This is a genomic window from Pseudomonas sp. 2995-1 (assembly GCF_002742505.1).
In the GTDB taxonomy this organism is placed as follows: Bacteria; Pseudomonadota; Gammaproteobacteria; order Pseudomonadales; family Pseudomonadaceae; genus Aquipseudomonas; species Aquipseudomonas sivasensis.
In genome coordinates this window covers 30,776-54,951 of sequence record NZ_LJSA01000604.1, presented here as the reverse complement: position 1 = coordinate 54,951, position 24,176 = coordinate 30,776, and the positions used below count along the sequence as shown (strand labels likewise).

Sequence of the window (24,176 nt, the reverse complement as noted above, 5' to 3'; positions counted from 1 at the left end):
CTTCGTGCGGGCGCCATGCTTTGGCAGCTCTCCCAGATGCTTTGGGTGGGTGGCCTGTGGTTGCTGCACATTGGTGTACTCCCGGTGCTGGGCCTTATTGGCCTGGCTCCGCTGTTGATCGATGAGATCGATGGATTACTGAGTGCGTTGCTGGTGGGTTTTGCAGCGGCGTGCGTGACCCTTCAGGCATTGGTGCTGGTCAAGGCTGAGGGTTTTGTGAGTTTGTGGCGGGATATTCGCGGCCAACTGCTGTTGATGGCGCTGTATGCGTGTGCAATGTATTGCATCGTGCATGTTTGGCTGCCGGAAGCGTTGCGCTGGCAGCTATTCAGCTATCTTGTGCTAGGGTTCTCCGGCTTGGTGCTGGTAGTACAGCCCGCGCCAGGATGGAGTGGCAGGGCGCGCAAAGCACGCCCGTGACCCTTGTGTCATTTGAAGCGATGAACGTTCGACAGTTGCTTGTTGACGCTGAAGTTCTTGCGATACAGCAGCGCCATCTTGCCGATGACCTGAACCAGGTCCGCTTTGCCAACCTTGCACAGTTCTGCAATGGCGGCCAGGCGCGCTTCGCGGTCAAGGATGTTGACCTTGATCTTGATCAGTTCGTGATCGCCCAATGCGCGTTCAAGTTCGGCTAACACACCCTCAGTCAAACCGTTGTCTGCCACAATCAGAACTGGTTTCAGATGGTGGCCAATGGATTTGTACTGTTTCTTCTGCTCTTGAGTGAGCGGCATAATCTGACCCCTGCGTCTGATCTTGTAAAAAGCGGCGGCCAGTTTACCCGAGCGAGTCCGGGACCGCCCAGTTAATCACGACCCGTTTTATTTTCGAGGTGGCCCGTGGCCCGTTCCAAAACTAGCCTTAAGTGGCTGCAAGAGCATTTCAACGATCCTTACGTCAAAAAGGCGCAGAAGGACGGCTACCGTTCGCGGGCCAGTTACAAGCTCCTGGAGATCCAGGACAAGGACAAATTGATTCGTCCGGGCATGAGCGTGATTGATCTTGGCGCGGCGCCGGGTGGCTGGTCTCAAGTGACCAGTCGTCTGATTGGTGGCCAGGGAAGATTGATCGCGTCCGACATCCTTGAGATGGACAGCATCCCGGATGTGACCTTTGTGCACGGCGACTTCACCCAGGACTCGGTATTGGCCGAGATTCTGGAGGCCGTGGGAAATTCGCAGGTAGACCTTGTGATTTCCGACATGGCCCCCAATATGAGTGGATTACCGGCCGTCGATATGCCGCGGGCCATGTTCCTCTGTGAATTGGCACTGGATTTGGCGGGCCGGGTGTTGCGTCCGGGCGGTGATTTCCTTGTGAAAGTCTTCCAGGGCGAAGGTTTTGACGAGTATCACAAGAACATTCGCAAGCTGTTCGACAAGGTGCAGACGCGAAAGCCGGACTCTTCCCGTGACCGGTCTCGCGAGCAATATCTGCTGTGCCGCGGGTTCCGCGGGGTTGAAGGCGCGGCGAGTGAAGAGCGTTTTTGATTTATTCGAGGAGGGCGATAGGTTTTTTTATGTCGCTTTCGTCACGAAGCTTTACGAATATTATGTAGTCAAAGTTTCACAAAGGGTTACAGACGGCGCCTGCCAGAGTTGTAGGTAATGTAGTAAGTTAGGCCGGTGAATATCATGCGAAGCGCGCGCCAGTAGCGGAGCTTGCTTCAGAGGGTAGTTAATTGAACGATATGGCAAAGAATCTGATCCTGTGGTTGATCATCGCGGCTGTCCTCGTGACGGTGATGAACAACTTCTCCAGTCCTAACGAGCCGCAGACCCTCAACTATTCCGACTTCATCCAGCAAGTTAAGGATGGCAAGGTCGAGCGCGTAGCGGTTGATGGCTACGTGATCACCGGCAAACGCAACGATGGCGATAGCTTTAAGACCATTCGTCCGGCAATCCAGGACAACGGTCTGATCGGTGACCTGGTGGATAACCACGTGGTTGTCGAAGGCAAGCAGCCTGAGCAGCAGAGCATTTGGACTCAACTCCTGGTGGCAAGCTTCCCGATCCTGGTGATCATTGCCGTGTTCATGTTCTTCATGCGCCAGATGCAGGGCGGTGCGGGGGGCAAGGGCGGGCCGATGAGCTTCGGCAAGAGCAAGGCGCGCCTGCTCTCTGAGGATCAGGTGAAGACCACCCTGGCTGACGTAGCAGGTTGCGATGAGGCGAAGGAAGAAGTCGGCGAGTTGGTGGAGTTCTTGCGCGATCCAGGCAAATTTCAGCGCCTGGGTGGTCGTATTCCTCGCGGCGTGCTGATGGTCGGCCCTCCAGGTACCGGTAAAACCTTGCTGGCCAAGGCGATTGCTGGCGAAGCCAAGGTGCCGTTCTTCACGATTTCCGGTTCTGACTTCGTTGAAATGTTCGTTGGTGTCGGCGCCAGCCGCGTTCGCGATATGTTTGAACAGGCCAAGAAGCACGCGCCATGCATCATCTTTATCGATGAAATCGACGCCGTTGGTCGCCATCGTGGGGCCGGCATGGGTGGTGGCCACGATGAGCGTGAGCAGACTCTCAACCAGCTGCTGGTCGAGATGGATGGTTTTGAGATGAATGACGGCATCATCGTGATAGCCGCAACCAACCGTCCAGACGTGCTTGACCCTGCACTGCTTCGTCCGGGTCGCTTCGACCGTCAGGTTGTGGTTGGTCTGCCGGACATTCGTGGTCGTGAACAGATTCTGAAAGTGCACATGCGCAAAGTCCCAATGGGTGACGACGTAGCTCCGGCTGTGATTGCCCGTGGTACTCCAGGCTTCTCCGGTGCTGACTTGGCCAACCTGGTGAACGAGGCTTCGCTGTTTGCAGCCCGTACCGGCAAGCGCATTGTTGAAATGAAAGAGTTCGAACTGGCGAAAGATAAGATCATGATGGGCGCTGAGCGCAAATCCATGGTCATGTCCGAAAAAGAGAAGCAGAACACTGCTTATCACGAAGCGGGTCACGCCATTGTGGGGCGTGTCGTGCCTGAGCATGATCCAGTCTACAAAGTGTCGATCATTCCTCGTGGTCGCGCCTTGGGTGTCACCATGTTCCTGCCGGAAGAGGATCGTTACAGTCTCTCCAAGCGTGCGTTGATCAGTCAGATCTGCTCTCTGTACGGCGGTCGAATCGCTGAAGAGATGACATTGGGCTTCGACGGCGTGACCACTGGGGCTTCCAACGACATCATGCGCGCCAGTCAGATTGCGCGAAACATGGTGACCAAGTGGGGTTTGTCGGAAAAGCTCGGTCCTTTGATGTACGCCGAGGAAGAAGGTGAAGTATTCCTGGGGCGTGGCGGCGGTGGTCAAAACGCCAGTTTCTCGGGTGAGACAGCCAAGCTGATTGACTCTGAGGTGCGCAGTATCATTGACCAGTGCTATGGCACGGCCAAACAAATCCTGACCGATAATCGCGACAAGCTTGATGCAATGGCTGATGCATTGATGAAGTACGAGACCATCGATGCAGACCAGATCGACGACATTATGGCCGGTCGTGCACCTCGTGAGCCTCGTGATTGGGAAGGTGGTTCGGGTACTTCGGGCACCCCGCCTGTGGTTCAGAACGAGCGCCCTGAAACCCCAATCGGTGGCCCGGCAGCTGACCACTAAGGTTTGAAATGACTTTTGCTTCGTCCTCCCCCCGGTTGCCTTGCGGCAACCGGGTTCTTGATTTGGCCCATACACATGTTATGGGCATTCTTAATGTAACCCCTGACTCCTTTTCCGATGGTGGCCGCTTCAGCCAACTTGATGCTGCACTGCGTCACGCAGAAGCCATGGTGGCGGCCGGCGCGACCTTGATTGATGTCGGTGGTGAATCAACTCGGCCTGGTGCTCGCGTTGTTTCTCCTCTGGAAGAGTTGGAGCGCGTGGCGCCGATTGTCGAGCGCATCGCTCGAGAGTTGGATGTGATTATTTCGGTTGATACTTCCACCCCGGCCGTGATGCGTGAGACTGCGCGATTAGGTGCCGGCTTGATCAACGATGTGCGGTCCCTGCAGCGCGACGGCGCTCTGGATGCAGCTGCGGCTACCGGTTTGCCGGTGTGTTTGATGCATATGCTGGGTGAGCCCGGCAATATGCAGGACAGTCCGCACTATGATGACCTGGTTGGTGAGGTGAGTGGTTTTCTCTCAGAACGCGTTGCCCAATGCGCTGCGGTAGGTATTGCGCCTGAAAGGATCATCCTTGATCCGGGGTTTGGTTTCGCCAAGACCCTGCAACACAATTTAAGTTTGTTCAAACACATGGAGTCCTTGCATGCCCTTGGTCGGCCCCTGTTGGTCGGTGTATCGCGCAAAAGCATGATAGGGCTGGCATTGAGCCGTCCGGTGGGTGAGCGGTTGTATGGTGGCCTCGCACTGGCGGCACTTGCAGTGACCAAAGGCGCACGCATCTTGCGTGTGCATGACGTTGCAGAAACCGTGGATGTGGTGCGCATGATTGCCGCTGTAGAATCTGCCGAATAAGAATGATGGAGCACTTATGACAAAAAAATACTTTGGCACCGACGGGATCCGTGGTCGGGTCGGCGAGTTTCCGATTACTCCAGATTTCATGCTCAAGCTGGGTTGGGCGGCAGGCATGGCGTTCCGCAGCATGGGCGCATGCCGCATCCTGGTGGGCAAGGACACCCGGATTTCCGGGTACATGTTTGAGTCTGCGCTAGAGGCTGGCTTGTCCGCCGCAGGTGCTGATGTGATGTTGCTGGGCCCGATGCCGACTCCGGCGATCGCTTACCTGACGCGTACGTTTCACGCTGAAGCAGGTATTGTGATCAGCGCCTCGCACAACCCTCATGACGACAATGGCATCAAGTTTTTCTCGGGGCAGGGCACCAAATTGCCGGACGAGATTGAGTTGATGATCGAAGAGCTGTTGGATGCGCCGATGACCGTGGTCGAGTCCAGCAAGCTGGGCAAGGTGTCGCGGATCAATGACGCATCCGGTCGTTATATCGAGTTCTGCAAGAGCAGTGTGCCAACCAGTACCAACTTTGCCGGCCTGAAGGTTGTCGTCGACTGCGCCCATGGTGCGACCTACAAAGTCGCGCCAAGCGTATTTAAGGAGCTGGGCGCAGACGTGACTGTGCTGTCGGCTCAGCCCAACGGACTGAACATCAACGAGAACTGCGGCTCGACCCATATGGAGCAGCTGCAAGCTGCTGTCCTGGCCGAGCATGCCGACCTCGGTATTGCCTTCGACGGTGACGGCGACCGCGTGCTGATGGTTGACCACACGGGTGCCGTGGTCGATGGCGATGATCTGTTGTTTATCATTGCCCGCGACCTGCATGAGCGCAACAAGCTGCAAGGCGGTGTCGTCGGTACGCTGATGAGCAATCTTGGGCTTGAGCTTGCGTTGGCAGACCTGGGTATTCCTTTTGTTCGCGCCAATGTCGGTGACCGATATGTGATCGCCGAGCTGCTGGAGCGTAACTGGCAGGTAGGTGGTGAGAACTCCGGGCACGTGGTGTGCTTCCAGCACACCACCACCGGTGACGCGATTATTGCTGCGTTGCAGGTGCTATTGGCTTTGCGTCGCCGCGAAGAGAGCCTGGCTCAGGCTCGTCAGGCTTTGCGCAAATGCCCGCAAGTATTGCTTAACGTGCGTTTCGCAGGTGGAGAAAACCCGATCGACCACCCTGCTGTCAAAGAGGCTTGCGAGCGCGCGACCCTGGCAATGGCTGGTCGTGGACGGGTATTGCTACGTAAGTCCGGCACAGAGCCTTTGGTGCGCGTTATGGTCGAAGGTGACGATGAAATACAGGTTCGCGGCCACGCCGAAGACCTGGCAAAACTGGTAACTGAAGTTTGCGCCTGAATTCGGCTTGCCAGTGATGATGTGGTTGGGTAACATCTGCGCCCACTTTGACCGACGAGGTACAGCATGCGTCGCACTATGGTAGCTGGTAACTGGAAGATGCACGGTACCCGCGCCAGTGTCGCTGAGCTGATCAATGGCCTTCGTCACTTGGCCTTGCCTAGCGGTGTTGACATCGCGGTGTTCCCGCCTTACTTGCATATCACCCAAGTGGTTGATGGCTTGAAAGGTAAGTCGATTCAGGTCGGCTCGCAGAATTCTGCGGTGGAAGCCATGCAAGGTGCGTTGACCGGTGAGATTGCACCGAGTCAGCTGGTTGATGCGGGTTGTTCCTATGTGCTTGTTGGGCACTCCGAGCGCCGTCAGGTGATGGGCGAGCGTGATGGAACGCTCAATCGCAAGTTCGCAGCTGCACAGGCTTGTGGCTTGATTCCGGTGCTGTGTATTGGGGAGACCCTTGAGCAGCGTGAATCTGGCAAGACTCTTGAGGTTGTCTCGCGTCAGCTTGGCAGCATCATCGAGGAGCTGGGTGTTGGTGCTTTCGCAAAGGCGGTAATTGCTTACGAGCCGGTCTGGGCCATTGGCACCGGGCTGACTGCTACACCGCAACAGGCGCAGGATGTGCACGCAGCCATCCGTGCGCAGTTAGCGGCAGAGAATTCTGAAGTCGCACAAGGTGTGCGGCTTCTATACGGCGGCAGCGTGAAGGCGGCCAATGCGGTCGAACTGTTCGGCATGCCGGATATCGATGGGGGGCTCATTGGTGGAGCTTCCCTGAATGCAGATGAGTTCGGTGCGATTTGTCGCGCCGCGGGAAACTGAAAAAATGCTGGAAACAGTCGTAGTCGTTTTTCATCTGTTGGCAGCCCTGGGCGTAGTTGCCCTGGTTTTGTTGCAACAGGGTAAAGGTGCGGATGCTGGTGCGTCTTTTGGTGCAGGTGCTTCAAATACTGTATTCGGAAGCCAAGGTTCCTCTACCTTTCTTAGTAAGTTTACTGCTATACTTGCCGCCGGTTTCTTCATAACCAGCTTAGGGTTAGGTTACTTTGCTAAAGAGAAAGCTCATGTGCTGACTCAAGTAGGTTTGCCAAACCCTGCAGTGTTGGAAGTACCAAAAGCAAAACCGGCTTCTGATGATGTTCCGGTGCTTCAAGAGCAAAAGTCGGCTACTCCAGCGACTGACGTACCTCCAGCTCAAGAGCAGAAGTAAGAAGGGTTGTAAGCGCTGTATTGCCGAGGTGGTGGAATTGGTAGACACGCAACCTTGAGGTGGTTGTGCCCATAGGGTGTAGGGGTTCGAGTCCCCTTCTCGGTACCAATTATCAGGAAAGCCCGCTGTTGCGGGCTTTCTTGTAGGTGGAAGGTTACATTGACCCTGTAAGGGATCGGTCGTATACTTCCGCCCCAGCTTTGTCGCGGGGTGGAGCAGTCTGGTAGCTCGTCGGGCTCATAACCCGAAGGTCGTCGGTTCAAATCCGGCCCCCGCAACCAGTTTTAGCGGAGCCCCTTTTAAGGGGCTTTTTGTTAGCTGGACACTTTCAACGCCGCTGTTCGACGGCGTTTCAAGGATGGGCGTTTCGCCCATTTTTTTATTTTGCACAGCATGCACATACATGCACGAGGGGGTTCAGGTGTCGAGCAAGCTAGAAGAGTTGCAGGCCTTGTTGGCCCCGGTGGTCGTGGCCCTAGGCTATGAATGCTGGGGTGTTGAGTTTTCGGCTCAAGGTCGCCACTCAATGTTGCGCGTTTATATCGATAAAGAGGGCGGTGTGCTGGTGGACGATTGTGCCATTGTCAGCCGTCAGATCAGCGGTGTGCTGGATGTTGAAGATCCAATTTCCGTTGAATACACCCTCGAAGTTTCCTCGCCAGGCATGGAACGCCCACTGTTCACTATTGATCAGTTTGCAAAATTTGCCGGTGAACAAGTGAAGATCAAGCTGCGATCTCCTTTTGAAGGACGACGCAACTTTCAGGGCCTTCTGCGCGGTGTAGAAGAACAGGATGTCGTGGTGCAGGTAGAAGACCATGAGTTCCTGTTGCCGATCGATATGATCGACAAGGCCAACATTATTCCCAGTTTTGACTGAGACGCGGATCCCGCGGATCCAATGGCTTGCGAAAGGCGAGGCGTACGATGAGCAAAGAAGTACTGCTGGTTGTTGAGTCGGTATCCAATGAAAAGGGCGTACCGGCAAACGTGATTTTTGAAGCGCTGGAGTTGGCTCTGGCCACTGCTACCAAAAAGCGTTTTGAAGACGAAGTTGATCTGCGTGTGGAAATTAACCGCCACACCGGTGCCTATGAGACTTTCCGTCGCTGGACGGTCGTCGAAGAAGCCGATCTTGATGATCCGGCCATCGAAACCTGGCCAAGCAAGGTTGCCGAAACGCACCCAGGCGCCCAGGTTGGTGATGTCGTCGAAGAAAAGATCGAGTCCATCGAGTTCGGCCGCATTGCTGCACAGACCGCCAAGCAGGTCATCGTGCAGAAGGTTCGTGAAGCCGAGCGCGCTCAAGTCGTTGACGCCTATCGCGAGCGGCTGGGAGAAATTATCTCCGGCACTGTGAAAAAAGTTACCCGCGACAATGTGATCGTCGATCTGGGCAACAACGCCGAAGCGTTGCTGGCCCGCGAAGACATCATCTCTCGCGAAACCTTCCGTGTCGGCGTGCGTTTGCGTGCGCTGCTCAAGGAAATCCGCACCGAGAACCGTGGCCCTCAGTTGATCCTGTCGCGTACCGCGCCGGAAATGCTGATCGAGCTGTTCCGTATCGAAGTGCCGGAAATCGCCGAAGGCCTGATCGAAGTCATGGCTGCGTCCCGCGACCCGGGTTCGCGCGCCAAGATCGCGGTCCGTTCCAAGGACAAACGCATCGACCCGCAAGGCGCTTGCATCGGTATGCGCGGCTCGCGCGTCCAGGCAGTGTCGGGCGAATTGGGCGGTGAGCGTGTGGACATCGTCCTGTGGGACGATAACCCGGCGCAGTTCGTGATCAACGCCATGTCGCCTGCTGAAGTGGCGGCAATTATCGTTGACGAAGATGCCCATGCAATGGACATCGCCGTTGGCGCAGACAATCTGGCTCAGGCCATTGGTCGTGGTGGTCAGAACGTGCGTCTGGCCAGCCAATTGACCGGCTGGACCCTGAACGTGATGACCGAATCGGACATCCAGGCTAAGCAGCAAGCTGAAACCGGTGACATCCTGCGCAACTTCATTGACGAGTTGGAAGTCGACGAAGACCTGGCACAGGTGCTGGTAGATGAAGGCTTCACCAGCCTGGAAGAGATTGCCTACGTACCGTTGGAAGAAATGCTCAACATCGACGGCTTTGACGAAGACACCGTCAACGAGCTTCGCGCTCGGGCCAAGGATCGTTTGTTGACTAAAGCCATCGCTACTGAGGAAAAGCTGGCAGACGCCCATCCGGCCGAAGACCTACTCTCGCTTGAGGGTATGGACAAGGATTTGGCGATGGAACTGGCGGTGCGCGGCGTAATTACCCGCGAAGACCTGGCCGAGCAGTCTATTGACGATCTGCTCGACATCGACGGCATTGACGATGATCGTGCCGGCAAGTTGATCATGGCCGCCCGAGCCCATTGGTTCGAGTAATTAGGCGCGGCCTGAGGAGAGAAGTGCATGACGCAAGTCACGGTGAAACAACTGGCCGATGAGGTCAAAACACCGGTAGAGCGCCTGTTGCAGCAGATGCGTGAGGCAGGTCTGCCGCACACCGCCGCCGATGAAGGTGTGAGCGATAGTGAGAAGCAGTCTTTGCTGACTCACTTGAAGAGCAGCCACAAGGCGAAAGTGGAAGAACCGCGCAAGATTACATTGCAGCGCAAAACCACCAGCACCCTGCGTGTTGCTGGTAGCAAGAGCATCAGCGTTGAAGTACGCAAGAAGAAAGTCTTCGTACAGCGCAGCCCGGAAGAAATTGAAGCCGAGCGCAAGCGTGAACTGGATGAACGTCGCGCAGTAGATAATGCTGCTCGTCAGAAGGCTGAAGAAGAATCCAAGCGTCGCGCCGAAGAAGAAGCGCGTCGCCAGCCTGCTGCTGCGCAAACTGCTTCGGCTGATGCGGTCGCCGCGCCTAGCGCTCCTGTGGAAGCTGTGCGCGAGGCCGCTCCGGTTGCCGCTGCACCAGCACCTGCTGCTGATGCCCGTAAGCGTGAGGAACCTCGTCGTCCGGACAAACCACGTGCCGACGATAACAATCGTCGCGGTGGTGGTGGCGATGGCGAGCGCAAAAACGCTCCGCATCGTGCTTCGGTCAAAGAGAAAGCGCCTGCTCCACGCGTTGCTCCACGTACTACCGACGAAGAGAGCGATGGCTTCCGTCGCGGTGGTCGCGGCAAGGCCAAGCTGAAGAAGCGCAACGCCCACGGTTTCCAGAGCCCAACCGGTCCTGTCGTGCGTGATGTGCAGATTGGCGAGACCATCACTGTTGGCGATCTTGCCAATCAGATGTCGGTCAAGGCTGCTGAAATCATCAAGTTCATGTTCAAACTGGGTACTCCAGCGACCATCAACCAGGTGCTTGATCAGGAAACTGCTCAACTGGTAGCCGAAGAACTGGGCCACAAAGTGACCCTGGTCAGCGACACCGCCCTGGAAGATTCCCTGGCAGAGTCCCTGAAGTTTGAAGGTGAGACGTTCTCCCGTGCGCCAGTTGTGACCGTAATGGGTCACGTTGACCATGGTAAGACTTCGCTACTCGACTACATTCGTCGTGCCAAGGTAGCTGCTGGCGAAGCCGGTGGTATCACTCAGCACATCGGTGCGTACCACGTTGAAACCGAGCGCGGCATGGTCACCTTCCTCGACACCCCAGGTCACGCCGCGTTTACCGCAATGCGTGCCCGTGGTGCCAAGGCGACTGATATCGTGATCCTGGTAGTTGCAGCGGACGACGGCGTGATGCCGCAGACCATTGAAGCTGTCCAGCACGCCAAGGCCGCTGGTGTTCCACTGGTTGTTGCTGTGAACAAGATCGATAAGCCTGGCGCCGATCTCGATCGCATCCGCAGCGAACTGTCGGTTCACGGTGTGACCTCTGAAGAGTGGGGCGGTGATACGCCATTCGTTTCGGTTTCGGCGAAAGTCGGTACTGGCGTGGACGAACTGCTCGAAGCGGTCCTGCTGCAAGCTGAAGTACTCGAACTGAAAGCAACTCCATCGGCCCCAGGTCGTGGCGTTGTGGTTGAATCGCGTCTCGACAAAGGTCGTGGCCCGGTTGCGACCGTGCTGGTTCAAGACGGTACCCTGCGCCAAGGCGATATGGTGCTGGTCGGTTCGAACTATGGCCGTGTACGTGCCATGCTCGACGAGAACGGCAAGCCAATCAAAGAAGCGGGTCCTTCCATCCCTGTCGAGATCCTCGGCCTGGATGGTACCCCGGACGCTGGCGACGAGATGAGCGTGCTGTCCGACGAGAAGAAAGCCCGTGAAGTGGCTCTGTTCCGTCAAGGCAAGTTCCGTGAAGTCAAACTGGCTCGCGCTCACGCTGGCAAGCTGGAAAACATCTTCGAGAACATGGGCCAGGCAGAGAAGAAGACGCTTAATATCGTCCTTAAATCTGACGTTCGTGGTTCTCTCGAAGCGTTGAACGGCGCCTTGAATGGCCTGGGTAACGATGAAGTGCAAGTGCGTGTTGTCGGTGGCGGTGTCGGTGGTATCACCGAATCCGACGCCAACCTGGCACTGGCTTCCAACGCTGTACTGTTCGGTTTCAACGTGCGTGCTGATGCTGGCGCACGGAAGATCGTCGAGCAGGAAGGCCTGGACATGCGTTACTACAACGTCATCTACGACATCATCGAAGACGTCAAGAAAGCCCTTACCGGCATGCTTGGCAGTGACGTTCGGGAGAATATCCTGGGTATCGCCGAGGTACGTGACGTGTTCCGTTCGCCGAAATTCGGCGCGATCGCCGGTTGCATGGTTGTCGAAGGCACTGTGTACCGTAACCGTCCAATCCGTGTACTGCGTGAAGACATCGTTATCTTCGAAGGCGAGCTGGAATCCCTGCGCCGCTTCAAGGATGACGCTTCTGAAGTACGTGCCGGCATGGAATGCGGTATTGGCGTCAAGAGCTACAACGACGTCAAGGCTGGCGACAAGATCGAAGTCTACGAGAAGGTTCAGGTTGCTCGCAGCCTCTAACTCGCGCACTTCCGGAGCCACGCCGCGTGTGGGCATGCAAATGCCTCGCGCAGCGTACGGACTCTAAACGCAACGCCCGGTCTGGCTTTTGTCAGGCCGGGCGTTTGCCGCTTTCAGACCCCATGGGTTTCACCGTGTGGCAGTAACAGGTAACAAGACATGGCAAAAGAATACAGCCGTACCCAACGTATCGGCGATCAAATGCAGCGCGAGCTGGCCCAACTGATCCGTCGCGAAGTCAAAGACCCACGCGTTGGCCTGGTCACCATCACCGCTGTTGAAGTGAGCCGTGACGTGGGTCACGCCAAGATTTTCATCACCGTGATGGGCCAGGACAACAGCGAAGAAATCGCACAAAGCATCAAAGTGCTCAACTCGGCTGCCGGCTTCCTGCGCATGCAGTTGGCCCGCGAGATGAAGCTGCGCAGTGTTCCGCAGTTGCACTTCCACTACGACGAAAGCGTCGTGCGTGGCGCACACTTGTCTGCATTGATCGAGCGCGCCGTGGCTGAAGACAGCCAGCATCCGTCCACACCTGAAGACGCCAAGGAGTAAGCGGTGGCTCAGGTCAAACGTATCCGTCGCAACGTCAGCGGCATCATTCTGCTTGATAAGCCCATTGGCTTTACGTCCAATGCGGCGTTGCAGAAGGTCCGCTGGCTGCTCAATGCCGAGAAGGCCGGGCATACCGGTAGCCTCGACCCACTGGCCACCGGCGTACTGCCGCTGTGCTTTGGCGAAGCGACCAAGTTCTCGCAATACCTGCTTGATTCCGATAAGGGTTACGAAACCCTGATGCAACTGGGCAAGACCACCACCACGGCGGATGCTGAAGGTGATGTTTTACAGGTTCGCGACGTGACCGTTGGTCGTGCTGATATCGAAGCCGCTTTGCCCGCTTTTCGTGGGCAAATCAGTCAGATACCGCCGATGTACTCGGCTCTCAAGCGTGACGGGCAGCCACTTTACAAGCTGGCACGTGCCGGCGAAGTAGTGGAGCGTGAACCGCGTTCTGTTACTATTGCGCGCTTGGAATTGCTCGCTTGTGAGGGTGAAACCGCACGACTGGCCGTGGACTGCAGCAAAGGCACCTATATCCGTACCCTGGTGGAGGATATTGGTGAACAGCTCGGTTGCGGCGCGTACGTCGCAGAACTGCGACGCACTCAGGCCGGACCTTTCAGCCTGGCCCAGACGGTTACGCTGGAAGAGTTGGAAGCGGTACACGCCGAAGGCGGCAATGAAGCGGTTGATCGCTTCCTGATGCCATCGGACAGTGGTTTGCTGGATTGGCCATTGCTGCACTTCTCGGAGCACAGCGCGTTCTACTGGCTTAACGGCCAGCCGGTACGTGCCCCGGATGCCCCTAAGTTCGGCATGGTGCGAGTACAGGATCATAACGGTCGCTTTATCGGTATCGGTGAAGTGAGCGAAGACGGGCGCATCGCGCCACGTAGACTGATTCGGTCAGAATGACCGAACGAGTGTGGCTGTTAACAGGCACGGTCAACACTCATTTTTAGATACAGGGATTTGTCCCTGGCCTGTTGAGACTGCCCTTTGGGTGGTTTCCTGAAAAAAGGATTGCCTCATGGCTCTCGACGTTCAAGAAAAAGCACAAATCGTTGCTGACTATCAGCAAGCTGTTGGTGACACTGGTTCGCCAGAAGTGCAAGTTGCACTGCTGACCCACAACATCAACAAGCTGCAAGGTCACTTCAAGGCCAACGGTAAAGATCACCACTCCCGTCGTGGTCTGATCCGCATGGTAAACCAGCGTCGTAAGCTGCTGGATTACCTGAAAGGCAAGGATCTGGGTCGTTATCAGACTCTGATCGGTCGCCTGGGTCTGCGTCGCTAATAAGCGATTGCGCTAGAGGTTGGTTGTCTGCCGTGTGTCAGTGGGATTCCCGCTGGCCCATGGTAGGCTCCCAGCCTCAAGTTTTATCTGGATACACGTTTTACCCCCTGGACAAGGGTTGGGCCGATTCCCGACATTGCCCAAGAATTTCGTAAGAAAACAAGTTCCCCAAGAGCCACAAAGAAGGTAGGACACCGTGAACCCGGTTATCAAAAAATTCCAGTTCGGTCAGTCGACCGTTACCCTTGAGACAGGCCGTATCGCCCGTCAAGCCTCCGGCGCAGTGCTGGTTACCGTTGATGACGACGTCACCGTATTGGTGACCGTTGTTGGCGCCAAGACCGCTGACCCGAGCAAAGGCTTCTTCCCTCTTTCTGTTCACTACCAGGAAAAGACTTACGCTGCCGGTAAGATCCCTGGCGGTTTCTTCAAGCGTGAAGGCCGTCCTTCCGAGAAAGAAACCCTGACTTCCCGACTGATCGACCGTCCGATCCGTCCGCTGTTCCCAGAAGGCTTCATGAACGAAGTGCAGGTTGTCTGCACCGTCGTTTCCACCAGCAAGAAAACCGATCCGGACGTCGCTGCGATGATCGGTACTTCGGCTGCCCTGGCTATCTCCGGCATTCCTTTCGATGGCCCTATCGGCGCTGCCCGCGTTGCTTTCCACGAGAGCACCGGCTACCTGCTCAACCCAACTTACGAGCAACTGAAAGCATCGAGCCTGGACATGGTCGTTGCCGGTACTTCGGAAGCCGTATTGATGGTTGAATCGGAAGCTAAAGAGCTGACCGAAGACCAGATGCTGGGTGCTGTACTGTTTGCTCACGACGAATTCCAGGTTGTGATCAACGCCGTTAAAGAACTGGCTGCTGAAGCCGCCAAGCCTACTTGGGCCTGGGCTCCGCAAGCCGAAGCCACCGAACTGCTGGGCGCTATCCGCTCCGAGTTCGGCGCCGCCATTTCCGACGCCTACACCATCACCGTCAAGGCCGACCGTTACGCTCGCCTGGGCGAGCTGAAGGACCAGGTTGTTGCCAAGCTTTCGGGCGAAGAAGGTCAGCCATCTTCCAGCGAAGTCAAAGCTGCATTCGGTGAAATCGAATACCGCACCGTTCGCGAGAACATCGTTAACGGCAAGCCACGTATCGACGGTCGCGACACTCGCACTGTGCGCCCGCTGAATATCGAAGTTGGTGTTCTGCCGAAAACTCACGGTTCGGCACTGTTCACCCGTGGCGAAACTCAGGCTCTGGTAGTCGCGACCCTGGGTACTGCCCGTGACGCACAACTGCTGGACACCCTGGAAGGCGAGAAAAAAGACCCGTTCATGCTGCACTACAACTTCCCTCCGTTCTCGGTGGGCGAGTGTGGTCGTATGGGCGGCGCTGGTCGTCGCGAAATCGGTCACGGCCGTTTGGCGCGTCGTTCGGTTCAGGCCATGCTGCCTGCTGCTGACGTGTTCCCTTACACCATCCGTGTTGTGTCGGAAATCACCGAGTCCAACGGTTCCAGCTCTATGGCTTCCGTTTGTGGTGCTTCCCTGGCACTGATGGACGCTGGTGTGCCGATGAAGGCACCGGTTGCCGGTATCGCCATGGGTCTGGTTAAAGAAGGCGAGAAGTTCGCCATCCTGACCGACATCCTGGGTGACGAAGACCACTTGGGCGACATGGACTTCAAAGTAGCCGGTACCGCTAAAGGTGTTACCGCGCTGCAGATGGACATCAAGATCAAAGGCATCACCGAAGAAATCATGGAGATCGCTCTGGGCCAAGCCCTGGAAGCGCGCCTGAACATCCTCGGCCAGATGAACCAGATCATTGGTCAGTCTCGCACCGAGCTGTCGGAAAATGCTCCGACCATGATCGCGATGAAAATCGACACCGACAAAATCCGTGATGTTATCGGTAAAGGTGGCGCGACCATCCGTGCGATCTGCGAAGAAACCAAGGCTTCGATCGATATCGAAGACGACGGTTCGATCAAGATCTTCGGCGAAACCAAGGAAGCGGCTGAGGCAGCACGTCAGCGCGTTCTGGGTATCACAGCTGAGGCCGAGATCGGCAAGATCTACGTCGGTAAGGTTGAGCGCATCGTCGACTTCGGCGCATTCGTCAACATCCTGCCGGGCAAAGACGGTCTGGTTCACATCTCCATGTTGAGCGACGCTCGTGTTGAGAAAGTGACCGACATTCTGAAAGAAGGTCAGGAAGTGGAAGTGCTGGTGCTGGACGTGGACAACCGCGGCCGCATCAAGCTGTCCATCAAAGACGTAGCAGCAGCTAAGGCTTCGGGCGTTTAATTACCCCTGGCTTATGCTGAAAAAAAGGACCCTTCGGGGTCCTTTTTTTATGGGCGAGGGAAAGTGAAGTGAAATCAGCCGTTTAGCCCTCTGCAAAAGCCGCAACTTGCATGCAGGCATGATGGGCTTCATGCAAGTTGCACGATTCCGGAAATTAGCGTTATTGTTAAGTCATTGTTTTATAAGGATTTAATTTAGAGCTTCGACTTGGCACACTGCCTGCAATATCCCTGTTAACGCTGCAGCATCAAGGTTTACGTACTGCAGACTTTTAATAAAACAGGAGTTACTCGTATGAAGAAGTTCGCTCTCGCTACTGCTACCGCTCTGACTCTGGCCATGGGTGCTAACGTAGCCTTTGCTCAGACTTCCCAAGCCCCTATGACGTTGGCGGCTGGCGAAGCTACCAAGGCTAAGGAAAGCGTTTCGGATACTTGGATCACCACCAAAGTTAAATCCGACCTGCTGACCGAGAAGGGCATTCCTGGTTCGGACATCAAGGTTGAAACCAACAAAGGCGTGGTTTCCCTGTCCTCGACAGTCGCTATCTCTGACGCACAGAAAGCTACTGCTGTCTCGATCACCAAAAAGATCAAAGGCGTGACCGCTGTTTCCGCTGATGGCCTGATGGCTGGCGGTGCTACCAAAGCAGACGGTATCGATAAAACCAAAGGCGCCGCTCATGACGCCAAAGAAACCACCAGCGACACTTGGATCACCACCAAGGTAAAAGCTGATCTGGTTACCGAGAAAGGTATTCCTGGCACCGACATCAAAGTCGAAACCAACAAAGGCGTTGTTTCCCTGTCGTCGACTGTAGCTGTTACCGACGCACAGAAAGCCACCGCCGTAGCAATCACCAAGAAAATCAAAGGCGTTAAAGCTGTATCGGCCGACGGCCTGAAAGCAGAGTAACGCTCGACAGTTCGTTTGAATTAAGCGGCGGCCACGAGTGAGTTAGATATCCACTCAAATGCACCTCTAAGGTTCATGCGACTGACCATATGGATGTGGTCATTACAGGCCCCGGCACTTGTGTCGGGGCCTGTTCTATTTCTGGTGCCGGTGGTTATTCAGCATCCAGATGCATAGGCGTTACAACGCGACCATCTTTCTCCGCCTGTCCCAGGTGGGCATCAATGAAGTACACGCGGTCGTCTTCCAACTGGCCCTTATCCACCAAGTAGTCTTTGATAGTGCTCGCGCGGTCCTGACCGAGTTGGCGCAGTAGCACGTCGCTGTTGCTCCAGAACTTGATCACGCCGTCACGCAGCTTGGCCGTGCGGTCATCGCGGCTCAGGTCTTTCCACTCCGCCGGCGGCTGTTGTTTCACGCGGATGCGGTAGATGCCTTCGAGCAATGGCGCTTTTTCGCTTTCCGGGACTTCCAGCAAGGACGCCTGGGCAGGAACCTTGTCGCCACGGCGCTGCAGGATTTTGTAATAGTTGTACTGGTATTCACGTTCCAGACGTTGCGCTGCGAGGAAGGGGCCATCGCTGCTGGCAGCGGCCGTGCCTTCAATTTCCAGGCGTAGGGCAGGGCGTTCCTTCAGCGCTTTAGCCAGGGTGTTTAGCGCGCTTTCGGCGTCTTTGTTCAACTCACTTGAGCCGGCAGCGAAGGACACGTTGCTCAGATCTTCCGCTCCGCCGCCGGTGACCAGCCCGCCGATGAACTTGAACGGTGCGGTCGCTGCACGCACCACCAGGTTACGCAGGGTCTGCCACACAATCGGCATCACGCTGAATTGCGGGTTATTCAGGTCACCGGTCACCGGCAGTTCGATGGAGATCTTGCCGTCAGTGTCTTTAAGCAGGGCGATTGCCAAGCGAATCGGCAAGTCCACGGCATCGGCGCTGTCGACTTTCTCACCCAGTTGCAGTTGCTCGACCACCACTTTGTTCTCGGCCTTCAGCTGGCCCTTGGTGATCACATAGTGCAGGTCGAGGTTGAGGCGTCCCTTGCGGATACGGAAACCCGCGAACTTGCCTGAGTAGGGCGTCAGGGTCGTCAGCTCGACACGCTTGAAGCTGGTGGCGATATCCAGCGCCGCCATCGGATCGAACGGGTTCACGCTGCCTTTGATCGTCACTGGCGCGTAACGGTCCACCTTGCCCTTGATGTCGACGCTGGCTGGTTTGGCCTGACGGCTGTCAATCGTGCCGATCTGGCCGTTGAGCTGTTGGATGGCAGTGGCGAAGTTGGGTGTCAGGCTGAAGTCGGCAAAGTTGGCCGAGCCATCGTTGATCGCAATCTGCCCGATACGAATGCCCAGGGGTTTATCTTTGCTCGCCGCAGGCTTGGGGGCCGACTTGGCGCCACTGTCGGCCGGCTGCGGGATCAGCAGGTCATCGACGTTAGTGGTGCGGTCATCGTTGATCATGAACCGCGCATATGGCTGCAGCAGGTTGACCTTGTCGATCGACAGGCTGTCGCCGTGCTGGTAGTTCAGGCCCTCGACGACCAGACGCTGCCATTTCAGGAAGTCACGTGTCTTGAGGGTGTCCAGGGTATGCAACTGGTCGACCTGCGCTCGGCCGGTAATCTGCAGCGCCAGGGGCTCGGTGCTCTTCAGGTTCACGTCGAGGTCACTGCCGAGCATGCCGCTACGCAGCTCCAAACGGATAAATGGGCTGATATAGGACTGGGCAACCCGTAGGTCAATATCTTTGGTGGTGACCTTCAGCTTGGCGCTGACTGGGTTGAGGTTGACCACGCCCGTTGCCTGAATCTTGCCTTGCTTGCCCAGGCCGCTGTCGACCTTGAGGTTAAAGGGGCTCTGGTTGAGGCTGTCGAAATTCTGTACATCCACATTCAACGGGCCCAGCTCCAGCGCTACCGCAGGTTTGGCCTGACGGTCGGCCAGATGTACTTGATAGTTGCGCAGTTGCACGTCTTTGAGCAGCACTTGCCAAGGCTTGCTTGGCGCAGTCGGGGCAGGCTTTGGAGAGTCGGCTGTAGCTGGCGCAGTGGCAGGCTCCGGCGCCTTGGCTGGTTTGCTCGGTTGGCTGGCGAACAGTTTCTGCCAGTCCAATTGCCCATCGGCCTCACGAGCAGCCCAGGTCTCCAGCTTATTACTGCGGATCTTGCCGACCACCACTTGCTGCTTGGCGAGGTCCACTGTGGTCTCGCTGACGTCCAGGCGTTCCAGGCGCACCAGTGGGCGGCCATCCGGTGCCTTTAAGGCGAACGGCGCGATGCTGGCGGCGGTGTTGGTCAAGTTCAGTTCGGTTTCTTTGGCCAGGCTGAATTTGTAGTCGGTGCTGAAATTGAGCACACCGTCTTCGAGTACCAAGGGGAGCGCGTCACGCACATATGGCCACCAGGCTTTCATCTTGCCGTCAGTGACCTTTAGCGTACCTTCGGACGTGATCGGCACCAGGCTGAAGTTGCCTTTCCAATCAATTTGACCACCTTCAGGGCCTGCCGCGACCAGGGTCATATCGGCGTTGTCTTCAGGCAAGGTGCTGAGGTTTTTCAGCTCGAAGTCGAGTTTGTTGTAGAGAAATTCGATAGGTTCGCTGGGGCGCAGATCTTGAAAGTGCACATAGCCGCCTGCCAGCTTGATGCTGTCGATACGCAGTGGGAACGGCTTGGCATCGGGAGCGGCCGGGGAGGGTTCGCTCGCAGGGAGCTTGAACAACTGCGCCAGATTCAATTGGCCAGACTTGTCGAACAGCAGCTCCGTCTTGGGCTGATCCATTTGCACATCGGCCAAATGCAGTGCCCGGGTCCACAGGCTGTCAATCTGCAGATTGGCGTAAAGGCGCTCGAAACCCACCTGTTCCTTGCCGGGTTCGCCAATCTTTAAGCCCCATGCGGTGACTTCCAGGCTGAAGGGATTGAGTTCAATGCGCTCAAGCCGCGCCGGCACCGTGGCGTAATGGGCCAATTGTTGGTTGGCAACGCGAAGGGCGATGCCCGGCAGAATCAAAAAGCCCAGCAAACTGTACAGGGCAAGGGCGGTCAACAAGGCGCCAGTGGCGCGAATCAATCCTTTGGGCATGGGGCGGCGCCATCTATATCGAACAGGAGTGCCTTGGAGTATGGCACGGGTTTTCGGTTCCGAAGAGCCGGGGCGTTGGGACGCTTCCTACAGCTGGAGTATCAGCGTTTTCAAGGGGGGCTGCTGATCCTGTGAGGGAAAATCCGCACCCGGCGTCATGATTTGCCAGTCGCGCACTGGGCGACCGGCTTTCTCCGCGCATCGCAGGACCTGCTCGCGCCAATCCTCCATGCTGACCTTTGCCAGGTTGTTGCAGCAGATCAGCACACCGTTGTCGGCAGTCGCGAGAAGTGCGGGCTTGAGCAGGCTCTGGTAGTCGCGCAACAGGTCGACGGTGCCGAACGCGCTCTTGGCCCAGGCCGGAGGATCGAGCAGCACCAAGTCATATTGGCGCTGTTCAAGACGCGGGTAGCTCGGCAGTTTCTGCCCGCGCCGCTGGGTGATCGGCAGGCCGGCCAGTTGGCGAATCGCCGGAAAGTAGTCCGACTGCACGAACTCCATACTCGGCAGCTGCGGGTTGAGCTGGCCGTTTTCACGCCCGACCGCCAGGTTGCCTTCCGCGAAGTCCAAATTGCACACCTCACGCGCGCCGCCAGCGGCGGCGCTCAGGCCCACGCCGCAGGTGTAGGCAAACAGGTTCAGTACGCTTTTACCGGCGCTGTGATCTTTGACCCAGCCGCGGGTATTGCGCAGATCGAGGAACAGCAACGGATCCTGCCCGGCATGGCGCCCGCGAACACGGTAATTGAGGCCCCATTCGTGCCCGACCATATCTTCCAGTGCTGCGGGTTCGGCTCGGTATACCGTGTCTTCGCGGTCGATCCGCGAGTTGCCGCGGGAGCGGTCGTTGTACACGAGCAGCAACTCCAGGCCCAGGTACTGGTTGATCAGTTGATGCAGGTCCAGTAGGTCTGTGGTTTCCAGCGACTGGTGGAAGCTTTGCACCAGCAACTGCGGGCCATAACGGTCAATGGTCAGGCCGCCGGCGCCCTCCTGGCTGCCGTGGAACAGGCGATAGCAATCGGTGCCCTGGGCATGCAGCTCGTTGATCAGGTCTTGGCGATGATCGAGGGCGGCGCGCAGCGCCTGATTCAAGGGAGACATGGAGCGCGCCTGGCTGTAAATGAGGGCGCGAAGTTTAACAGCTATGGCGCCTTGCCTACACCAACCCCATCCGCCTGTGTGCCCCTTGCACCGAGCCATTGCGCATCGCCCAGCGCAATAACGGCGCGCTACGCTTGACCCCTGCACGGATCATCTGGCGTTGCAGCGGGTTCTGATGCTGATCGAGCATGGTGCTGGCCCAGTCTGGCAGCAGATCGATCCCGGCCTGCATCATCAAAACGCCAAACGGCTTGGCTAAGGTACTGGGCGAGGGGGCGTTCAGCAGCAGGCGCAGTACTTCGCGGCTGCGTTCGTCACACAGCAATTGCGGACGGATACGCTCCAGATAATCGGAAATTTCCTGCCGCGAGCGCGGTACATGCCGCGCCCCCAAGCGCTCCGCCACCAGGGCGATTTCGCTGTAGTAACGATCTTGATCGCGGCTAGACAGAGTCGGGTTGCGATAGCGCAAGTGAGCGGCCATAAAGTTGCTCACCTCGGCTACATGAACCCAAGTCAGTAGCTCGGGGTCGCTCGCCGAATAAGGCCGTCCATCCGGCGCATGCCCGACCACCTGCAGGTGGATGGTGCGCACTTTTTCGATCAGCCAGTCGGCGTCTTTGCGCGAACCAAAGGTAGTACCTGAAATGAACTGCGAGGTACGCCGCAGGCGCCCGAGCATGTCCTGGCGAAAGTTCGAATGGTCCCAAACGCCGGCCAGGGCCAGTGGGTGCAAGGCTTGCAGCATCAATGCGCTGATGCCGCCGATCAGCATGCTGCTGAAGTCACCATGGACTTGCCAACTGACCGAGTCTGGCCCGAACAGGCCGGGATCGCCCTTGGGGTTTTCCAGGTCCAGTTGCCCCAGTGACAATCCGGTGAGGCTCATCAGCTGGGTTTCGATACGGCTGCGGATAAATTCCATGGCGGCTCAGGTTTTCCTAGCGGTTCAGGCGTTTGTCGATCAGGCCGTCCACGACGCTGGGGTCGGCCAGGGTCGAGGTATCACCAAGACTGTCGAGTTCGTTGCAGGCGATCTTGCGCAAGATCCGGCGCATGATCTTGCCTGAGCGGGTTTTCGGCAGGGCCGGTGCCCATTGGATCAGTTCCGGCTTGGCAAAGCTGCCGATTTCCTTGCTGACCAGCTCAAGCAGGTGTTTTTTCAGCGCATCGCTGGGTTCCACACCGTTCATGGGCGTGACGAAGGCGTAGATGCCCTGGCCCTTGACGTCGTGGGGGTAGCCCACCACAGCGGCCTCGGCCACTTGGTCATGCAACACCAGCGCACTTTCCACCTCGGCGGTACCGATACGGTGGCCGGACACGTTGATCACATCGTCGATACGCCCGGTGATCCAGTAGTCGCCGTCTTCATCGCGGCGCGCGCCATCTCCGGTGAAGTAGTAACCGGGGTAGGGTTTGAAATAGGTGTCAATCATGCGCTGCGGGTCGCCGTACACGCTGCGGATCTGCCCCGGCCAGCTTGATTTAATGGCGAGTACGCCGCTGCCGGCACCGGTGATGACCTTGCCTTGCTCATCCAGCAACACCGGTTGCACACCAAACATCGGTTGAGTCGCGCAGCCCGGCTTGATCCGCTGGGAGCTGACTAACGGGCTGAGCATGATGCCGCCGGTCTCGGTCTGCCACCAGGTATCCACAATCGGGCAGCGTTGTTCGCCCACGGCGTTGAAGTACCAGTCCCAGGCTTCCGGGTTGATCGGCTCGCCCACGCTGCCCAATAAACGCAGGCTGGCGCGGGAGGTGCTTTCCAGTGGTCCGTGGCCCTCACGCATCAACGCGCGCAGGGCTGTCGGCGCGGTGTAGAAAATATTCACCTGGTGTTTATCGATCACCTGCCAGAACCGCGAGCTGTCCGGGTAGCTCGGCACGCCCTCGAACATCAGTGAGGTCGCGCCATTGGCCAGCGGGCCATACACGATATAACTATGGCCGGTGACCCAGCCCACATCGGCGGTGCACCAGAACACCTCGCCGTCACGGTAGTCGAGTACGTACTTGAAGGTCATCGCTGCCTGCAGCAGATAACCGCCGGTGGTGTGCAACACGCCCTTGGGTTTACCGGTGCTACCGGAGGTGTAGAGGATGAACAGCGGGTCTTCGGCGTCCATCGGCTCTGGCGGGCAATCGTCGATCGCAGCGTCAACGGCCTGCTGGTATTTGAGGTCGCGGCCTTCGCTCCAGTTCACGTCGGCACCGGTGCGTTGCACCACCAAGACGGTGCTGACATTCGGGCAACTGGCCAGGGCCTTGTCGACATTCTGTTTCAAAGCGACGGGCTTGCCGCCGCGCACGCCCTCATCGGCGGTGATCACAGTCCGGCAGTCGGCGTCGAGAATGCGGTCGCGCAGGGCGTCCGGCGAAAAACCACCAAACACGACCGAGTGCACCGCGCCAATCCGCGTGCAGGCCAGCATGGCGTAGGCCGCTTCCGGGATCATCGGCATGTAGATGCACACCCGGTCACCTTTCTTCACGCCACGGCTTTTCAGCACGTTGGCCAGGCGGCAGACGTTTTGATGCAGTTGACGGTAGGTGATGTTGGAAGACTTTGTCGGATCATCGCCCTCCCAGATGAAGGCCGGCTGATCGGCGCGTTGCGCCAGGTGACGATCAATGCAGTTGTAGCTGACGTTCAGTTGGCCACCGGCAAACCATTGGGCGGCGCCAGTGTTGATGTCCGAGTGTTGAACGGTGTGCCATGGGGTCATCCAGTCGAGAAAGCTCTTGGCCTGTTCAGCCCAGAAGGTGTCCGGCTGTTCGATGGATTGGCGATAGAGGCGGTGATAGTCCTCTTGACTGAGTTGCGCAGCCCGGCGGACGGCATCGGCGATGGGAAACGTGCTGATATCGAACATGAGCGATCCTTATTCTTGTTTTTGCGACAAGTCATAA

20 protein-coding genes and 2 tRNA genes are annotated in these 24,176 nt (G+C 57.2%); 17 read left to right on the top strand and 5 right to left on the bottom strand.

Annotated features, from left to right (window positions below; genetic code table 11):
* Positions 1-15 precede the first annotated feature (15 nt).
* The gene (locus AOA61_RS28500) at positions 16-420 is read left to right on the top strand and encodes a hypothetical protein (protein ID WP_032884715.1); all 405 of its coding nucleotides are present in this window, start codon (positions 16-18) and stop codon (positions 418-420) included.
* Between the two features lie 8 nt (positions 421-428).
* Here the strand turns inward: AOA61_RS28500 and AOA61_RS28495 are convergent, their stop codons facing one another.
* Complete coding sequence (locus tag AOA61_RS28495) at positions 429-737, bottom strand: YhbY family RNA-binding protein (RefSeq protein WP_017139256.1); 309 nt, start codon at positions 735-737, stop codon at positions 429-431.
* A 105-nt stretch (positions 738-842) separates the two neighbouring features.
* Between AOA61_RS28495 and rlmE the strand changes: the two genes are divergently transcribed.
* The 16 genes from rlmE to AOA61_RS28415 all read left to right on the top strand — a co-directional run bounded on the left by rlmE (position 843) and on the right by AOA61_RS28415 (position 17,068).
* Positions 843-1,493, top strand: coding sequence for a 23S rRNA (uridine(2552)-2'-O)-methyltransferase RlmE (rlmE, locus tag AOA61_RS28490; RefSeq protein ID WP_003235041.1), 651 nt, complete (start codon positions 843-845; stop codon positions 1,491-1,493).
* A 200-nt stretch (positions 1,494-1,693) separates the two neighbouring features.
* On the top strand, positions 1,694-3,604 hold the full coding sequence (gene ftsH, locus AOA61_RS28485) for an ATP-dependent zinc metalloprotease FtsH (protein ID WP_027605365.1): 1,911 nt from the start codon (positions 1,694-1,696) through the stop codon (positions 3,602-3,604).
* Between the two features lie 8 nt (positions 3,605-3,612).
* A complete protein-coding gene (gene folP / locus AOA61_RS28480; protein ID WP_032884716.1) occupies positions 3,613-4,464 on the top strand; it encodes a dihydropteroate synthase in 852 nt (283 codons plus the stop codon).
* Positions 4,465-4,480: 16 nt separating this feature from the next.
* Positions 4,481-5,818 carry a phosphoglucosamine mutase gene (glmM, locus tag AOA61_RS28475; protein ID WP_032884717.1) on the top strand — a complete coding sequence of 446 codons (1,338 nt, stop codon included), beginning with the start codon at positions 4,481-4,483 and terminating at the stop codon, positions 5,816-5,818.
* A gap of 66 nt (positions 5,819-5,884) precedes the next feature.
* Positions 5,885-6,640, top strand: coding sequence for a triose-phosphate isomerase (gene tpiA / locus AOA61_RS28470; RefSeq protein WP_099603205.1), 756 nt, complete (start codon positions 5,885-5,887; stop codon positions 6,638-6,640).
* A gap of 4 nt (positions 6,641-6,644) precedes the next feature.
* Positions 6,645-7,028, top strand: coding sequence for a preprotein translocase subunit SecG (gene secG, locus AOA61_RS28465; RefSeq protein ID WP_010206600.1), 384 nt, complete (start codon positions 6,645-6,647; stop codon positions 7,026-7,028).
* A gap of 22 nt (positions 7,029-7,050) precedes the next feature.
* Positions 7,051-7,136 (top strand) — tRNA-Leu (locus tag AOA61_RS28460).
* 96 nt (positions 7,137-7,232) lie between these two features.
* Positions 7,233-7,309: transfer RNA gene (locus tag AOA61_RS28455), tRNA-Met, on the top strand.
* A 140-nt stretch (positions 7,310-7,449) separates the two neighbouring features.
* Entirely contained in the window at positions 7,450-7,908 is a 459-nt protein-coding gene (gene rimP, locus AOA61_RS28450; protein ID WP_032884784.1) for a ribosome maturation factor RimP, read from the top strand.
* Positions 7,909-7,955: 47 nt separating this feature from the next.
* Positions 7,956-9,437 carry a transcription termination factor NusA gene (gene nusA, locus AOA61_RS28445; RefSeq protein ID WP_003212187.1) on the top strand — a complete coding sequence of 494 codons (1,482 nt, stop codon included), beginning with the start codon at positions 7,956-7,958 and terminating at the stop codon, positions 9,435-9,437.
* Between the two features lie 27 nt (positions 9,438-9,464).
* Complete coding sequence (infB, locus tag AOA61_RS28440; RefSeq protein WP_032884720.1) at positions 9,465-11,990, top strand: translation initiation factor IF-2; 2,526 nt, start codon at positions 9,465-9,467, stop codon at positions 11,988-11,990.
* Between the two features lie 159 nt (positions 11,991-12,149).
* Positions 12,150-12,545, top strand: a complete 396-nt coding sequence (rbfA, locus tag AOA61_RS28435) for a 30S ribosome-binding factor RbfA (protein WP_003176137.1) — start codon at positions 12,150-12,152, stop codon at positions 12,543-12,545.
* Between the two features lie 3 nt (positions 12,546-12,548).
* Complete coding sequence (gene truB / locus AOA61_RS28430; RefSeq protein WP_032884721.1) at positions 12,549-13,466, top strand: tRNA pseudouridine(55) synthase TruB; 918 nt, start codon at positions 12,549-12,551, stop codon at positions 13,464-13,466.
* Between the two features lie 115 nt (positions 13,467-13,581).
* Positions 13,582-13,851: a 30S ribosomal protein S15 gene (gene rpsO / locus AOA61_RS28425; RefSeq protein WP_003177875.1), complete on the top strand. Its 270-nt coding sequence runs from the start codon at positions 13,582-13,584 to the stop codon at positions 13,849-13,851.
* A 196-nt stretch (positions 13,852-14,047) separates the two neighbouring features.
* Positions 14,048-16,153 (top strand): polyribonucleotide nucleotidyltransferase, encoded by a 2,106-nt coding sequence (gene pnp / locus AOA61_RS28420; protein ID WP_032884722.1) that lies wholly within the window; start codon positions 14,048-14,050, stop codon positions 16,151-16,153.
* 294 nt (positions 16,154-16,447) lie between these two features.
* Positions 16,448-17,068 carry a BON domain-containing protein gene (locus AOA61_RS28415; RefSeq protein ID WP_032884723.1) on the top strand — a complete coding sequence of 207 codons (621 nt, stop codon included), beginning with the start codon at positions 16,448-16,450 and terminating at the stop codon, positions 17,066-17,068.
* Between the two features lie 154 nt (positions 17,069-17,222).
* On the opposite strand, the gene AOA61_RS28410 is transcribed toward AOA61_RS28415, so the two are convergent.
* From AOA61_RS28410 to acs, 4 genes are all read right to left on the bottom strand, one after another.
* Positions 17,223-20,156: a DUF748 domain-containing protein gene (locus tag AOA61_RS28410; RefSeq protein ID WP_099603204.1), complete on the bottom strand. Its 2,934-nt coding sequence runs from the start codon at positions 20,154-20,156 to the stop codon at positions 17,223-17,225.
* An 87-nt stretch (positions 20,157-20,243) separates the two neighbouring features.
* Positions 20,244-21,260, bottom strand: coding sequence for a class I SAM-dependent rRNA methyltransferase (locus AOA61_RS28405; protein ID WP_032884726.1), 1,017 nt, complete (start codon positions 21,258-21,260; stop codon positions 20,244-20,246).
* Positions 21,261-21,315: 55 nt separating this feature from the next.
* The gene (locus AOA61_RS28400; RefSeq protein WP_099603203.1) at positions 21,316-22,185 is read right to left on the bottom strand and encodes an oxygenase MpaB family protein; all 870 of its coding nucleotides are present in this window, start codon (positions 22,183-22,185) and stop codon (positions 21,316-21,318) included.
* A gap of 16 nt (positions 22,186-22,201) precedes the next feature.
* Positions 22,202-24,139 carry an acetate--CoA ligase gene (gene acs, locus AOA61_RS28395; RefSeq protein ID WP_099603202.1) on the bottom strand — a complete coding sequence of 646 codons (1,938 nt, stop codon included), beginning with the start codon at positions 24,137-24,139 and terminating at the stop codon, positions 22,202-22,204.
* Positions 24,140-24,176: the final 37 nt, after the last annotated feature.